Here is a 17,345-nt window from a genome sequence, read left to right as displayed (position 1 = left end):
TACTGTGCAAGAGCTGCTTGAGTCTGTAAAGCTACTGTCCACCAAAGAGCGCCAGGCCCTGGCAGCCTTGCTCAAGCAGCAGGGGGTGAACCTTTATGGCGTCACCCCCATCTTCAAGCGCGAGCCTGAAGCTTCACTACCCCTCTCTTATGCCCAGCAGCGACAGTGGTTTCTTTGGCAACTGGACCCTGGCGCACCCACCTACAACATCCCGGCTGCCTTGCGCCTGCAAGGCCGTCTGGATATCGAGGCCTTGCAGCGCAGCTTCGATGCGTTGATTGCCCGCCACGAAACCTTGCGCACCACCTTCAGTGACGCAGGGCAGGGCACCGTCCAGGTCATCCACCCCGAACATACCCTGAGGCTGGATTTGCAGACCCTGCAAAACGCTGATGAGCACGCGGTGTTGGAGCAGGTGCAAGCCGAGGCGCGTCGCCCGTTTGATCTGCAGCAAGGGCCGCTGCTGCGGGTCAAGCTGCTGCGCCTGGCGCAGGACGAGCATGTGCTGGTGGTGACGATGCATCACATCGTGTCTGATGGCTGGTCGATGCCCGTGATGATCGACGAACTGATGCAGCTGTATGCTGGATACAGCCAAGGCGAGGCGGTGCAGCTGCCGGCACTGGCGGTGCAATATGCCGACTATGCGATCTGGCAGCGCCAGTGGATGGAGGCCGGTGAACAGGAGCGGCAGCTGGCGTACTGGAAAGCGCAACTGGGCGATGACCAGCCGGTGCTCGAGTTGCCGACCGACCGGCCACGTGCAGCATCGAACAGCCATCGAGGTGCCAGGCATGAGGTTCGGCTGCCGGAGCACCTGGTGCATTCGCTCAAACAGCTGGCCCAGCGCCAGGGCGCGACCTTGTTCATGTTGTTGCTGGCCAGCTTCCAGACCCTGCTGCACCGCTATTCCGGGCAGGCGGACATTCGTGTCGGGGTGCCGGTAGCCAACCGCAACCGGGTGGAAACCGAGCGGCTGATCGGTTTCTTCGTCAATACCCAGGTACTGCGTGCCGAGTTCGACTTGCAGATGACCTTCAGCAATCTGCTGGAGCAGGTCAAGCAGCGCGTGCTGGGGGCGCAAAGCCACCAGGATTTGCCTTTTGAGCAACTGGTAGACGCACTGCAGCCGGAGCGCAGCCTCAGCCATAGCCCGCTGTTCCAGGTGATGTACAACCACCAGATGCAGGCCAAGGGTAAGCAACGCAGCGTGCAAGGCTTACAGGTAGAGGGGCTGAGCTGGGACCACGACACGGCCAAGTTCGACCTGACCCTGGACACCTTCGAATACGCGCACACCCTTGGCGCGGCCTTGAGCTATGCGACCGACCTGTTCGATGCCGCGACCATCGAGCAGATGGCACGACACTGGGTGAACCTGCTTGAGGCTATCGTTCGTCAGCCTGGGCAGCGGTTGGTCGAGCTGCCGTTGATCGGCCAGCAGGACCAGCAGCAGATTGTGCAGGCCTGGAACCCGGCACTGAGCCATTTCCCGGCAGAGCAGACCCTTCATCAATTGATCGAAGCCCAGGTCGAGGCCGCCCCGGATGCCGTGGCAGTGATTTTCGGCGAGCAGGCTCTCAGTTATACCGAGCTTAACCGCCGGGCCAATCAGTTGGCGCACAAGCTGCTTGAGCTGGGTGCCGGGCCGGATGTGTTGGTCGGCCTGGCCGTGGAGCGCGGCCTGGAGATGGTCATTGGCCTGCTGGCCATTCTCAAGGCCGGTGCTGCCTACGTGCCGCTGGACCCGGAGCATCCGCAGGACCGCCTCAGCTACATGTTCGCGGACAGCGGTATTCGCCTGTTGCTGACCCAGCAGCACCTGCGTGATGCGTTGCCGGTGCCGGCGGGCGTGCATACCCTGGTGCTGGACAGCGAAGCTGGCCTGGCTGGCTACAGCGATGCCAACCCTGCCTGCCGGGTGAGCCCGGACAACCTGGCGTATGTCATCTACACCTCGGGCTCCACCGGCAAGCCCAAAGGCACGCTGCTGCCGCACCGCAACGTGGTGCGCCTGTTTGCGGCTACCCGGCAGTGGTTCCACTTCGATGCCAGTGATGTGTGGACCGTGTTCCATTCCTACGCCTTCGACTTTTCGGTGTGGGAGCTGTACGGCGCGTTGCTGTATGGCGGCAAGGCGGTCATCGTGCCCAAGGATGTGGCGCGCTCCAGCGAAGACTTCCACGCACTGCTGGTACGCGAACACGTTACCGTGCTCAACCAGACGCCTTCGGCATTCAAGCCGCTGATACCGGTGGCCTGCGAGGCAGCGCAGGCGGGGCAGGGCCTGGCCCTGCGCTACGTGGTGTTTGGCGGTGAAGCCCTGGAGGTCAGCAGCCTCAAACCTTGGTTCGAGGTATTTGGCGACCGCCAGCCGCGCATGATCAACATGTACGGCATCACCGAAACCACCGTGCACGTGACTTATCGGCCCATCACCCTCGAAGACCTGCACAAGGGCGCCAGCAGCCCGATTGGCGAGGTGATTCCCGACCTGTCGTGGTACTTGCTCGACGCAGCCTTGAACCCGATCCTGCCGGGGTGCACGGGGGAAATGCTGATTGGCCAGGCTGGCCTGGCACGCGGCTACCATGGCCGCCCCGGGCTGACGGCCGAGCGCTTCGTGCCGAACCCGTTCGATGACCATGGCGGCCGCCTGTACCGCTCGGGCGACCTGGCGCGTTACCGCAGCGACGGAGTTATCGAGTACATCGGGCGTATCGACCATCAGGTGAAGATTCGCGGTTTCCGTATCGAACTGGGCGAGATCGAAGCGCGCCTGCTGGAACAGCCAGCGGTACGCCAGGTGGCCGTCCTGGCGGTGGAGGGCGCCAGTGGCAAGCAGTTGGTGGGCTATGTGGTGCCTGCCGATGCAGGTGTGTTGCAAGGCGCTGAACAACAGGCGCAACTACGTGACAGCCTGCGTAGCGAACTCAAGGCCAGCCTGCCTGAACATATGGTGCCGGCGCACTTGCTGTTTCTTGAGCAGCTGCCACTGACCGGTAACGGCAAGCTCGATCGCAAGGCCTTGCCGGCACCGGACGCCAGCTTGTTGCAGGGCGAATATGTTGCGCCACAAAGCGAACTGGAGCAGCAGATCGCCGCCATCTGGGCCGACGTGCTGAAACTGGAGAAGGTCGGCCTTGCCGATAACTTCTTCGAGCTGGGCGGCGACTCGATCATGTCGCTGCAGGTGGTCAGCCGCGCCCGTCAGCTGGATATCCAGTTCACGCCCAAGGAACTGTTCCAGCACCAGACCGTGCAAGGGTTGGCAGCGGTTGCCCGGCGTGAAGTGGGGACATCAATCGACCAGGGGCGGGTAGAGGGCAGCATGCCGCTGACGCCGATCCAGCACTGGTTCTTCGAATCGGACATCAGCGCACGCCACCACTGGAACCAGTCGGTGATGCTGCGTGCCGGCGAGGTGCTGGATGAGCAACACCTGCGGACCGCGTTGCAGTACCTGATCGAGCATCACGATGCCCTGCGTCTGCGCTTCGACCAGTCTGAAGGTGCTTGGCGAGCAGTGTTCGCAACCTCGCAGCACGCGCTGCTGTGGCATCGGCAGGTTAAACATGCCGAGGCATTGGAACAGTTGGGCAACGACGCCCAGCGAAGCCTTGACCTGGAGCAGGGGCCACTGCTGCGGGCAGTGTTGGGCGACCTGCCTGATGGTAGTCAGCGCTTGCTGCTGGTGGTTCATCACCTGGTGGTTGATGGTGTTTCATGGCGCGTGCTGCTTGAAGACTTGCAGCAGGCTTACCAGGCACTGGCCGCCGGTACAACGCCAGTGTTGCCGGCCAAGACCAGCTCGTTCAAGGCTTGGGCCGAGCGGTTGCAGGGTTATGCAACAGGGCCCGCGTTGCAGCAGGAGCTGGCCTACTGGCAGGGCCAGTTACGGGGTGTTGACGATGATTTGCCGTGTGACAACCCGCTGGGTGCCAACCTGGAGCGGTGTGCCGCCTCGGTGGCGACTCGCCTGGATGCACAATGGACGCACAAGCTCCTGCATGAGGCTCCGGTTGCTTACCGTACCCAGATCAACGACTTGCTGCTCACCGCGCTGGCACGGGTAATCGGGCGCTGGACCGGTCGGGATCAAGTGCTGGTGCGCCTGGAGGGGCATGGTCGCGAGGACCTGTTCGACGGTATCGACCTGACCCGCACGGTAGGCTGGTTTACCAGCATGTATCCACTGAAGCTCAGCCCGCAGGCGCAGTGGGCGGGCTCGATCAAGACCATCAAGGAGCAGTTGCGTGCAGTCCCCGACAAAGGGATTGGTTATGGCGTACTGCGTTACCTGGGCGGGGACGCGGCACGCCAGGCGCTTGGGCAGTTGCCGGCTGGCGAGATTGTCTTCAACTACCTGGGCCAGTTCGACAGCAGTTTTGACACGGCAACTGGCTTGTTAACGCCTGCTCAGGAAAGCGCTGGCCAGGGCCATGATGATGCAACGCCTTTGAGCAGCCAGCTGGCCATCAACGGCCAGGTATTTGCCGGTGAGCTGAAGCTCAACTGGACCTTCAGCCGGGAACGTTTCGAGCCATCGACCGTTCAGCGTTTGGCCGATGCCTATGCACAAGAGCTCAAGGCGCTGATCGAGCACTGCTGCCAGGCGCAGAATCGCGGGGTAACCCCTTCGGACTTCCCGCTGGCAGGGCTGACCCAGGCCCAACTGGACAACCTGCCGGTGGCCGCCGCGCAGATCGCCGATGTCTACCCGTTGTCGCCTATGCAGCAGGGCATGTTGTTCCACAGCCTGTATGAAGAGGACAGCGGTAACTACATCAACCAGATGCGGGTCGATGTCGACAACCTTGAGCCGCAGCGATTCAAGCAGGCCTGGCTTGATGTGCTGGCTGCCCACGACATCTTGCGTACCGGCTTTGTCTGGCAAGGCGAACTGGAGCAAGCCGTGCAGATCGTGCGTAGAACAGTTGGTTCGCCGTTCAACGAACTCGACTGGCGCACCCAGCCGCAACTGGAGACGGCCTTGCAGGCGTTGGCCGATGATGAGCGTCAGCGTGGCTTCGATCTGGCTGACGCACCTTTGCTGCGCCTGGTTCTGGTACAGGTCGACGAACGCCGTCACCACCTGATCTATACCAACCACCATATCCTGATGGATGGCTGGAGTACCTCACGCTTGCTGGGCGAAGTGCTGCAGCGCTATGCCGGGCTACCGATGCAGGCGCAGGCGGCTCATTACCGGGATTACATCGGCTGGCTGCAGCGCCAGGATGCTGGCGCAGCTGAAGCATTCTGGAAGGGCCAATTGGCGGACCTGGAGGCACCCACCTACCTGGCGCAAAGCATCCACAGTACTGGCCTCGGCCGTTCCTCCAGCGGGCAGGGCGAGTACCACCAGCGCTTCGACCGTGAACAAACCCAGCGGATCGAGGCCTTCGCCAGGGCCAACCGGGTTACCGTCAATACCTTGCTGCAGTCTGCCTGGCTGTTGCTGTTGCAACGCTATACCGGTCAGGCCACTGTCTGCTTTGGTGCCACGGTGGCCGGGCGGCCGGCTGACTTGCCAGGGGTGGAAGAACAGATAGGCCTGTTCATCAACACATTGCCGGTGGTCGGCACGCCACGTGTGGAGCAGACAGTCGCACAGTGGGTTGCCCAAGTGCAGGCGAGCAACCTGGCCGCGCGCGAGTTCGAGCACTCGCCGCTGTATGAAGTGCAGCGCTGGGCGGGGCAGGGTGGTGATGCCTTGTTCGATAGCCTGCTGGTATTCGAAAACTACCCCGTGGCCGAGGCATTGCAAAAGGGCGCGCCAGATGGCCTGCGTTTTGGCGAGGTGGCCAATCGTGAACAGACCAACTATCCGTTGACGCTGTTGGTGAGCCTGGGTGCAACGTTGTCAATCCAGTACAGCCACAATCGCGGCCATTGGACCGAGCAAGCCATTGAGCAGGTGGCGCGGCACCTGGGCAACCTGCTGACCAGCCTGGTAGAGCATGCCGGGCAGCCACTGGCCGAACTGACCTTGCAAAGTCTGCACGAGCAGCAGCAACAACTGAGGGACTGGAACGCCACGGATGCAAGCTTCCCGGGGCAGAGCAGCATTCATCAGCTGATTGAGACCCAGGTGCTCGCCACCCCGGATGCCCCGGCGCTGGCGTTTGGCGAGCAGACCCTGACCTATGCCGAGCTCAACGGCCGGGCCAACCAATTAGCGCACAAACTGCGCGAGCAGGGCGTAGGGCCGGACGTGCTGGTTGGCATCGCCATGGCGCGCAGCCTGGAGATGGTCATCGGCCTGCTGGGCATCGTCAAGGCCGGCGGCGCCTACGTGCCGCTGGACCCGGAATACCCGCAGGACCGCCTGAGCTACATGTTCGAAGACAGCGGCCTTGCCTTGCTGCTGACCCAGTCGCACCTGCGCGACAGCCTGCCGATCCCGGCCGGCCTGCGCAGTCTGGACCTGGATAGCGAGGACCTGAGCGGCTACAGCGACGCCAATCTGGATATCGACGTCGCGCCGCTGAACCTGGCCTATGTGATCTACACCTCTGGCTCCACCGGCCGGCCGAAAGGTGCTGGCAACAGCCACCAGGCGCTGGTAAACCGCCTGTGGTGGATGCAGAAGGCTTATGGCCTGGACGCCAGCGACAGCGTGCTGCAGAAAACCCCGTTCAGCTTCGACGTGTCGGTGTGGGAATTCTTCTGGCCGCTGATGACCGGCGCGCGCCTGGTCATGGCCCAACCGGGTGCGCACCGCGACCCGCAGCTGCTGGTCGAAACCATCAACCACTACGGCATCAGCACACTGCACTTCGTACCGTCGATGCTGCAGGCGTTCATGACCCACGAGGCGGTCGAGCGCTGCGTCAGCCTCAAGCGCGTGGTGTGCAGCGGTGAAGCGCTGCCGGCCGAGCTGGCGCGTCAGACCCTGCAACGCCTGCCGACAGCGGGGCTGTACAACCTGTACGGCCCGACCGAAGCCGCCATCGACGTCACCCACTGGACCTGCCAGCCGGACGAGAGCATCAGCGTGCCGATCGGCCAGCCGATCGACAACCTGAAAACCCATATCCTCGAAGGCAGCCTGCAACCGGCCGTGCGCGGCAGTGCCGGCGAGTTGTACCTGGGTGGCGTGGGCCTGGCCCGTGGTTACCACCAGCGCCCATCGCTGACCGCTGAACGCTTCGTGCCGGACCCGTTCAGTGACACCGGCGGGCGCCTGTATCGCACCGGTGACCTGGCGCGCTACCGTGCCGATGGCGTGATTGATTACGCCGGGCGTATCGACCATCAGGTGAAGATCCGCGGCCTGCGTATCGAGCTGGGCGAAATCGAAGCATGCCTGCTGGAACTGCCGGCAGTGCAGGAAGCCGTGGTGCTGGCCCAGGACGGGCCGAGCGGCAAGCAGTTGGTGGGCTACGTGGTGCCTGCCGACAACACGCTAGACCAAGGCGTATTGCGCGACAACCTGCGCGAAGCCCTGAAGGCCGGCCTGCCGGACTACATGGTGCCGGCGCACCTGCTGCTGCTCGACAAGCTGCCAGTAACGCCGAACGGCAAGCTGGACCGCAAGGCCCTGCCGCAGCCGGATGCCAGCCAGTTGCAGGGTGAGTACATTGCCCCGCAAAGCGCGCTGGAGCAGCAGATTGCGGCAATCTGGGCGGATGTGTTGAAACTGGAGAAAGTCGGTCTGGGTGACAATTTCTTCGAGTTGGGTGGTGATTCGATCGTGTCTCTGCAGCTGGTCAGCCGGGCGCGCAAGGCAGGCATTCACTTCACCCCCAAGGAACTGTTCGAGCATCAGACCGTGCAGAGCCTGGCGTTGATTGCCCGCTGTCAAGACGACACAGTAGAAGCCGAAAGCCAACTTGTCATAGCTACTCCCGATGCGTTGGGGGTTCTGACCCAGCAGCAGCGTGACCAATTGCCAGTGCCGGTGGAGCAGATCGCGGATCTCTATCCGCTTTCGCCGATGCAGCAGGGCATGCTCTTCTACACCTTGCAGGGGCCGGAAGCTGGGCTGTATATCAACCAGACCGCGGTCTCGGTTGCGGGGCTGGATATTGATCGGTTCGCCGAGGCCTGGCGGCAGGTGATTGGCCGGCATGACATTCTGCGTACGGCATTCTGGTCGAGCCCGCAACTGGACGAGCCGCTGCAGTTGGTGCTGCACGAAGTGGCGTTACCGTTGCAGGTGCTCGATTGGCGGCAACGGGATTGCTCGGCGGATGCACTCAAGGCAATGGCCGTAGAGGAGGCTGCCCAAGGCTTCCAGCTGTCGAGTGCGCCGCTGATGCGCCTGACGCTGGTCCGCTTGGGCGATGGCCGTTTGCACCTGATCTGGACGCGGCACCACATTCTGATGGACGGCTGGAGCGACTCGCGCCTGCTGGGCGAAGTGCTGCAGACCTATCATGGGCAAGCCTTTGAACGCCCTGTCGTGCGTTTTGGTAACTACATTCGCTGGCTCGGCAACCAATCTCAGGAACAACTGGAACGATTCTGGAGCGCAACACTCCGCGGCCTGGAAACCCCGACCTTGCTGGCGGGCACTGTAATGCCTCGCCCCGAACGGGAACTGGCCGGGCATGCTGCGCTTTACCTGCGCTGGGATGCGCAAAGAACCCAGCGCCTGCGCGAGCAAGCGCAAAGGCTGCGTGTGACACCGAACACCCTGATTCAGGGGGCCTGGTTGCTGGTGTTGCAGCGTTACACCGGGCAGGCGACCGTGTGCTTTGGGGCAACGGTGGCTGGGCGTCCGCCGAGCCTGGAGGGCGCCGATGAAATGCTGGGCTTGTTCATCAACACGCTGCCGGTGGTGCAGGCGCCCGAGCCCGAACAACGTGTCGAGGCATGGTTGCAACAACTGCAGGCTTACAACATCGAGTTGCGCGACCATGAACATGCCGCCCTTGCCAATGTCCAGCGCTGGGCCGGCCGCCCTGGCCAGGCATTGTTCGACAGCATCGTCGTGTTCGAGAACTTCCCGGTCGATGAGCGCCTGACGGAGAACAGCACCGATACCCTGCAGTTCGGTGATGTCAGCGCGCGGGGCGTGACCAACTATGCAATGGACTTGTGCGTGGAACTGGGTAGCACCCTGATGGTGGAGTTCATGTACCTGCGCAATTGCTTCACCGAAGCCGCCACTGACGCGCTGCGTGGCAGCTTCGAGCGTTTGCTGGTGGCAATGCTGGATAACCCGCAGGCGACGCTTGGCAGCCTGGATATGTTGACCCCGGCACAGGTGCAGCAGGCCAGTGAGCGTAACCAGCTGGCCACCAGCCCGCAGCACCAGCCGCTTTTGGCCGGGCAGATTGCCCAGCATGCAGATGCTCGCCCCGATGCCATCGCGGTCGTCTGTGCAGATCGGCAATTGACCTATCGCCAGTTGGAGCAGCGTGCCAACCGCCTGGCGCATCAGCTCATTGCCATGGGCGCACGGCCAGAGACTACCATTGGCATTGCCCTGGAGCGTTCGGTCGATGTCATTGTGGCCTTCCTGGCCGTGATGAAGACCGGTGCGGCCTATGTACCGCTGGACATCGACTACCCGCAGGAGCGCCTGCAGTGGATTGTCGACGACGCTTGCATGCATTTGCTGATTACTTCCAGTGGCCTGCGAGAGCGTTTCGCTCAGGTGGAGCACTGTGTAGAACTGGATGTGCAGCAGTTCACGCACATGCCGGCAACATCGCCGCTGGTAAACATGCAGCGTAGCAACCTTGCCTATCTGATCTACACCTCCGGTTCTACTGGCAAGCCCAAAGGCGTGGCAGTCAGCCATGAGCAGATCCGCATGCACTGCGAGGCAATCGCAGCGTTGTACGAGATGGATCGAACCACCCGCGAGTTGCTGTTCATGTCATTCGCCTTCGATGGTGCACAGGAGCGCTGGCAGTCGACGTTGTCATCCGGTGGTTGCCTGGTGGTGCGTGACAATCGCCTGTGGACGGCGGAAGAAACCTGGCAGGTGCTACATGAGCAGCGCATCGATATTGCCTGTTTCCCCCCGGCCTACCTTCAGCAACTGGCAGAGTTCGCCGAGGATCAGGAGCAGGCGCCTCCGCCGGTACGGGTCTATTGCTTTGGCGGTGACGCGGTACCCAACGCCTTGTTCGAGCAGGTCAAACGCAGCTTGCGGCCACAGTGGCTGACCAATGGTTATGGCCCGACCGAGACGGTGGTTACACCATTGTTGTGGAAGGTATCGCGAGAGCAGACTTGCGAGGCCGTGTATGCACCGATTGGGGCGCGTGTCGGCGAGCGCACACTGTACGTGCTCGACCAGTACCTCAACCCGTTGCCTGATGGTGTGGCCGGTGAGCTTTACATCGGCGGGGAAGGCGTGGCCCGCGGTTATCACCAACGGCCGTCTCTTACGGCGGAGCGTTTCGTCGCCGATCCGTTCGGCCAGGGCTTGCGCCTGTACCGCACCGGTGACCGGGTTCGACGCCGCGCTGATGGGGTGATCGACTTTATCGGGCGCATGGACAACCAGTTGAAGGTTCGCGGTTTCCGTATTGAACCTGGCGAGATCGAAGCGCGCCTGCGCGACCTGAGCGACGTGAAAGACGCCGTGGTGGTGGCGCGTGAAAGTGCCACCGGCAAACAGTTGATCGGTTATGTGGTTACCGCTGAGAAAGTCCGCCCTGTGCAGGCACTGCGCGAGGCCCTGGGCGCCGAGTTGCCGGATTACATGGTGCCTGCGCAACTGGTACTGATGCCGGCGTTGCCGCTTACGCCCAATGGCAAAATCGACCGTAATGCGTTGCCCGCCCCCGAGTTTGCAGGCCAGCGGCTGCAGGTCGCACCGCGCAACGCCATTGAGCAAGCGCTGGTGGATATCTGGCAGCAAGTGCTTGATGTGCCCAGCGTGGGTGTCGAAGACAACTTCTTCGAGTTGGGCGGCGATTCGCTGCGGGTCTTGAAGATGTTGTCCAGGGTACGCGCGTGCGAGGAACTGCCAATAGAACTCAAGCTGCGCGACGTCATTGCCAGGCCTACCATTGCCGAACTGTCCGGTTACACGGACAAGGAAGCCAGCCTGGACCCGGTCTTGTTGCTGAACAGCCGCGTTCCAGACGCCAGCCCGCTGTTCTGCCTGCACGCCGGTTTTGGCACGGTGTTCGACTATGAGCCGTTGGCCCGTCGCCTGGACGGCCGTTGTGCAGTCTATGGCATTCAATGCCGCATGTTGCTGGACCACACGTGGGAAGACGACTCCATTCAGGCAATGGCCATCGATTATGCCCAGTACATTCGCCAGAAACAGCCAGACGGCCCTTATCAGTTGGTCGGTTGGTCGCTCGGCGGCACCCTCGCGGTATTGGTGGCCAACGAACTGGAAAACCAGGGGCAGCAGGTTTCGATGTTGAGCCTGGTGGACAGCTTCATTCCCCAGCCGGGCCAGATGCAGCCTGACGCTGACTGGGGTGAAGACCTTCAGGGCTTCCTGGGTGTGATTCTGGGCGTCGAAAAGCACAGGTTGGCAGTGCCTGCCATACCGGCCGCTGGTGACAGCAAGATGTTGGAACAGGTCATTGAGACGGTACGAGCAACCGAGGCAGGGCAATCGGCTTATGCCGAAATAGGCAGCGCAGAACTGGCGCACACCTTTGTGGTGGCGATGAAACTCAAGGTGCTTTCGCAACAGATGGCAGCGTTACCAGGTACTGCTGCCGATGCTGCATGCTGGTGGGCGGGCACGGGTACATTCGAGGGCCGGATCGCCGGCAATGCGCGGCATGTTGCTGTGGATGCCGGGCACTACGACATCCTCAATCATCCTGAGGTGCTCGACGGTGTGATCGCGATGCTGGCGCTGGAGGCCAGGGTGAGCGCCTGATCCCGGCCGCCCTTTTCGAGGGGCGGCAGCCACCTGCGAAAGCCCGTTGTCTATCCCTTGGGGCATGCAACGGGCTTTTTGTTGCCTGGTGTTTACCCGGCTTGCAACAGGCATAGGGGCAAGGCCAATTAGCTGGCTGTTGGGTGGGCAATAGAAAAGGTTCTTCACGGAAAACTGGGGACGAGTGGCTGCGATTTGTTCGTCGGGGAGGTGGGGTGGGGGCTTGCAGGTGCATGTCTTGGGATTTGAGGTGATGCACAGATCGAGCGCCGCCCGCGCGGCGCTTCGCGGCTAAAGCCGCTCCTACGTTTGTTTCGGGCCAGTTATGCCTGTGCCAGAGGCGCGCGCCCCCTGGGTGCATGGCTGGAGAACGATGAAGGGCAGCGGCGTCCCCTTCAATTCTGAATGGAACACACAAGGCGGACCTCACAGGAGCGACTGGCCCGAAACAAACGTAGGAGCGGCTTTAGCCGCGAAGCGCCGCGCGGGCGGCGCTCGATCTCAAAGCCGATAAAAATGTTGTGACAAGCACCTCTCAGCCGAGATGCTTTATCAGAGCATAAAAAAACGGCGCTCCCCGTATGGGAGGCGCCGCTGCTTCAGGCCTGTTTCTTCTACGATCAGAAGTCGTAACGCAGGTTCAGCATCGTGTTGCGAGGGGCGCCGTAGTGGGCGTAGCTACCGGCCATGCCAGCGTAGTATTTCTCGTCGAACAGGTTGTTGACGTTCACCGTGGCCGAGAGGTTGTCGTTGATCTGATAGCGGGCCATCAGGCTGGCAACGGTATAGTCGTCTTGCGTTACCCGTGCGCCCAGGCGGGCGTAGGTCAGGGACGAACTGGAGTTCCAGTTTGCACCGCCGCCGATGGTCAGCTTGTTCCAGTCACCTTGCAGGCGGTAAGTGGTCCAGAGACGGAAGGTGTCCATGGGCAACTGGGTGGTCAGGCGGTTGCCATCGGAGTCTTCGGTACGCGAATGGCTGTAGCCGGTCTGGATGTTCCAGCCTGGCAATACCTCCCCGGAAAGTTCCAGATCGATACCTTTGGTTTCTGCGCCATCAACCGCGCGATAGGCCTGTGTACCGCCGGGCGTCGTGTTGGTGCCATCCTCTTCCGCAAGGTTGTCGCGTTTGACCATGTAAATGGCGGCGTTGGCATTCAGGCGACCTTCATAAAACTCGCCCTTCCAGCCCAGCTCGTAGTTTTTCCCTGTAACCGGCTCAAGCGTCTTTCCGGACACATCCATGGATGACTGCGGTTTGAAGATATCCGTGTAGCTGGCGTAGACGGACTGTTCTGCCGTCAGGTCATAGACGATGCCGGCATAGGGCGTGACCACGCCGTTCTCACGCATCTTGGTGGTGGGCGAACGGTTGGGCAGTACATCGAGCCTGTAGTCGTAGCTGTATTTCGAAACCCGGGCGCCGAGGATGAAATGCAGGTCGTCCGTGATATTGAAGCGTCCTGCCAGGTAGTAACCGCTTTGGCGGGAGGCCACGTTGTAGTCCAGGAACGGCACGTAGCTGTCGTCCGCTGGCCGGGCCATCTCGTTGTTCCAGTTGTAGTAATCGATGGTGGTGGACGGTGCGTCCGATTCGTCGTGCTGGTTTTCGTATTCCTGGAAGTTGTAGCCAGTGATCAGTTCATGGCGTTGCCCCAGCAACTCGAATGGGCCCTGCAGCGTGACGTCGACACCTTTCTGTGTCTGGGTTGCCTTGGCTTTGGCCGGAATGATCGGCACTGCACCGGTAGCCTGGTTGATGTACGCCACGTTGGTCGTGGTACGCAGGTAAGCGGAGTCGGTATCGCGGTCAACGTCCATGTAGTTGGCGGCAATCTTGAACTGCCAGTCATTGGCCAGTTGCTGCTCCAGGCCGAAGGTGTAGTTGGTGGTCTCGATTTCGTCGTACATCCAGCGCGCACCGGAGCTTTTCGAGCGCGAGAAATCGGTGGGTTGGCCGTTGCTGAACAGAATGGGCACGCCTGGTGCGCCGTCAGCCCGGTACTTCTGGTGGTCGATGCTGAAACGGCCGACGGTGGTATCTGTCAGGTCTGCCTCAAGCACTCCGTAGACCAGGTCGCGTTTCTGGCCGTACCAATCCATGAATGTGTTGTTGTCTTGCTTGGCCGCAACGAAGCGGCCGCGAACATTGCCGTTGTCTGTCAGTGGCCCCGAGACGTCTGCTTCGGCGCGGTAGTAGTCCCAGGAGCCCACACCCGCCTGGATGTGAGACTTGAACTCACGGGTCGGGCGCTTGCGAATCAGGTTCACCACGCCGCTTGGGTCGCCCGCACCGGTCATCAGGCCGGTCGCACCGCGAATGATCTCGACGTGGTCGTAAAGGGTCATGTCCAGCAAGGTGCTGGGCATGTTGCGGGTCTGGTTTTCCTGGGTGGTGGTCACGCCATCGATCTGGTAGGTGTTGATTGCGCTACCACGGGAGTAGATGTTGAAGCGCTCCCCGCCGTCCTGGGACATGGTGATGCCGGGTGTCTGGTTGAGCACTTCGGTCATGGTGGCCAGGTGTTGGTCATCCATGCGCTGACGTGTGATTACAGTGATGGTCTGCGGGGTCTCGCGGATCGACAGGTTCATCTTGGTGGCTGTGCTGGTCACCCCGGTAGTGTAGGACCCTGTGCCTTCGGTAGTGGCCCCCAGGCCCGTACTATTGACGTTGGTCGCCGAAAGCTCGACCTGACCGTCCTTTGCACCAGAGCCCGCTGTTACCGTTACGGTATTGCCGTCGATCTGGTAGCGCAGGCCGCTGCCACCCAGCAGGATGCGCAGCGAAGTGGCGAGGTCATGGCGCCCTTTGAGCGTGGAGGAACGCAGGCCGCCGATATCTTCCGGGCTGTACAGCAACTGGGTATCCGTCTGCTTGGCCAGCGCCTGCAACGCCGAGTTCATCGACTGCGCGGGAATATCCAGGGTCCACTCCTGCGCCTGCACCTGGGCGACCATCGCAGCGGACAGTGCCAGGCCCAGGCCGACGCGTGACAACGCGCGCTGGGGGCGAAGGGAATGACGGATCAGTAAGGCTTTGGCAAGCGGGTTGAGCGGGCCGGGCAAGGACTTGGACATCTATTGCGGTCTCGTTGGCAGAGGGTTTTTTTCTATGTCAGCTATATGACGCAGCACCTGCGAAAAACCGGAACGATTCTTATTGGCAAGTTTTTTCAGGGGTGCTGCGTTAACCGCGTCACAACTTCACAGTTCGCGTGCTACGCGAAAGCCGAGGAAGTCGCCGCGGGTGGTCTTGAGGCGGTCGTTGCGGTTGGCCGAGCGGGAGAAGATCGGTGGCTCGCCCCAGTCGTTGCCACGCATGTGCGCGCGGATGCACTTGGGGTCCTGGATCCAGGCGCTGCCATCGCTGGGGGCGCCTTCGTAGCTGTCGTGGTAGCAGTCGGCAACCCACTCGTAGACGTTGCCGTGCATGTCGTACATGCCGAAGGCATTGGGCGGGTAGCTGCCCACTGGCGAGGTGAAGGCGTAACCGTCCTTGGGGCCGTAGGTGTTGGCGTGCTTGCTGATCTCGTACTTGCCCGGCGCGTCGAAGGGGAACGGGAACGGCCCGGTCGAGCCGCCGCGGGCGGCGTATTCGCGTTCGGCTTCGCTGACCATGCGGTAGGGCTTGCCGGTGGTCTTGGCCAGCCACTGGGTGTAGGCCTGCACTTCGTTGAAGTCGACGCACACCGCTGGCTGGCGGGGGCCTTGCTTGTAGCTGGGCTTGCTGGCCTCGCACCAGCGGCCGGGGCGCTCGTCGCCGCTGTTGATGACTGTGCCGGTGGCCTTGATGTAGGCGTCCAGTTCGCCGGCGGTGACCTGGTAGCGGCTCATGGCGAACGGTTTGGCGAAGGTCACGGTGTGCAACGGGCCCTCGTCTGGCTGGCGGCCGACTTCGTCGTCGGGGGCGCCCATGACATAGCTGCCGGCGGGCAGCACGACCATCTCCGGGCAGTCCTTGCAGTCTTTGAACACATCGCCGGGCTTGGCGGCGTGGGCGTAGGCGCTGACCAGTAGCAGGCAGGTGATCTGGGCTGGCCGGTAGAGCCAGGTGGATACGTTCATCGAAGGTCCTCGAAACGGGTGAATGCGTGCTGCGTTTCGCATTCAGACGAGTCGGGGTGGTGGAAAATTAACCAGTACATATTCAGGCAGCGCGGTCGTTGTAGGAGCGGCCTTGTGTCGCGATGGGGCGCGAAGCGGCCCCGGCAATATCGGCGTAGATGCAAAGAACTGGGGCCGCTGCGCGCCCCATCGCGACACAAGGCCGCTCCTACACAGGGATCGTGCCAGGCAGGGGAGGTTGCCAGCCGCCTGACACCGGGCTATAGTCCAGCCCATTGTTCTCTTCCTGAAGACCTGTTCATGCCAGCCAGCCCTTCCACCACCAGCTTTGCCATCGCGCCAGTCGCGGGCATGGTCGTGCGTGGCAGCCAGCAGCCGGTCATGATCAGTCACTACCCACCACCTGTCAGTGGCGTTGTAGGCGGCGTAGCTCCGCCTCCTTGCGTGGTCGTGCTGGGCTGATCGGCTTCTGGCCGTACCCCTTCGCACACGCAACCTACTGAACACGGTCGGCTACTTCCTACGCTGAAGCGCACGCCGTCCGTTTGGCTTATTCGCCTTACATCAGGTGGCAATACATGTCTGTCTTTACCAAAGCATCCGTGGCCTCGGCGGCCACTACCAGCCTGTTCGTCCTGCTGTGGAGCAGCGGGGCGATCGTTTCCAAACTGGGCCTGGCGCATGCCAGCCCGTTCGCCTTCCTGCTGTTGCGCTCGGCGCTGGCCCTGACCGGCCTGCTGCTGATCGGCCCGCTGCTGGGGCTACGTTGGCCGCGCAGTCGCGGGGCCATCCTGCGTGCCTTGGGGACCGGGTGCGTGCTGCTTGGCGCGTACCAGATCTTCTACTTGCTGGCGCTCAATACCCATGTCACCCCCGGCGTCATGGCCACGGTGATGGGGGTGCAACCGATCCTTACCGTGGTGCTGATGGAGCGCCAGCGTTCCTGGAGCCGTTTGTTTGGCCTGGGCTTGGGGCTGGGCGGGTTGATCATGGTGGTCTACCAGGGCATCAACCTGGGCGGGGTGTCGCTGGCGGGGATGCTGTTCGCCTTGCTGGCGTTGGCCAGCATGACCTTTGGCTCGATCTTGCAAAAGCGCATCACCGACAACCCGATGGGCACGCTGCCGTTGCAGTACCTGGCCGGCTTTGCCATGTGCGCGCTGTTCGCACCTCTGCAGCCGCTGCATGTGCAGTGGACTGGCGGCTTTGTCGGTGCGCTGTTGTGGATGGGGCTGGTGGTCTCGCTGCTGGCGACCTTGCTGCTGTACCGGCTGATCGCCAAAGGCAACCTGGTCAATGTCACCAGCCTGTTCTACCTGGTGCCGGCAGTAACCGCCGTGATGGATTTCCTCATCTTCGGTAACCGCCTGGCGCCGCTGAGCCTGCTGGGCATGGGGCTGATCGTGGTGGGCCTGCTGTTCGTGTTTCGCAAGCCCGCCGCCCGTTTGGCCGAGGCTTAA

Annotated in this window: 5 protein-coding genes; 3 read left to right on the top strand and 2 right to left on the bottom strand. The window is 62.1% G+C overall.

The features are described 5' to 3' along the window. Positions 1–4 precede the first annotated feature (4 nt). Positions 5–11,818: an amino acid adenylation domain-containing protein gene (locus ACIP1G_RS12060; protein WP_400736977.1), complete on the top strand. Its 11,814-nt coding sequence runs from the start codon at positions 5–7 to the stop codon at positions 11,816–11,818. Positions 11,819–12,438: 620 nt separating this feature from the next. Here ACIP1G_RS12060 and ACIP1G_RS12055 read toward each other — a convergent pair. Then, positions 12,439–14,898: a TonB-dependent siderophore receptor gene (locus ACIP1G_RS12055; RefSeq protein WP_400736974.1), complete on the bottom strand. Its 2,460-nt coding sequence runs from the start codon at positions 14,896–14,898 to the stop codon at positions 12,439–12,441. A 126-nt stretch (positions 14,899–15,024) separates the two neighbouring features. Then, positions 15,025–15,885 carry a formylglycine-generating enzyme family protein gene (locus ACIP1G_RS12050; RefSeq protein WP_400736972.1) on the bottom strand — a complete coding sequence of 287 codons (861 nt, stop codon included), beginning with the start codon at positions 15,883–15,885 and terminating at the stop codon, positions 15,025–15,027. 300 nt (positions 15,886–16,185) lie between these two features. On the opposite strand from ACIP1G_RS12050, the gene ACIP1G_RS12045 reads away from it, so the two are divergent. Next, a complete protein-coding gene (locus ACIP1G_RS12045; RefSeq protein ID WP_400736969.1) occupies positions 16,186–16,347 on the top strand; it encodes a hypothetical protein in 162 nt (53 codons plus the stop codon). Positions 16,348–16,463: 116 nt separating this feature from the next. Beyond that, entirely contained in the window at positions 16,464–17,345 is an 882-nt protein-coding gene (locus ACIP1G_RS12040) for a DMT family transporter (RefSeq protein ID WP_400736966.1), read from the top strand.

The organism is Pseudomonas sp. NPDC089392, assembly GCF_044749595.1.
Taxonomy (GTDB): domain Bacteria; phylum Pseudomonadota; class Gammaproteobacteria; order Pseudomonadales; family Pseudomonadaceae; genus Aquipseudomonas.
This window is presented reverse-complemented; position numbering and strand designations above follow the sequence as displayed.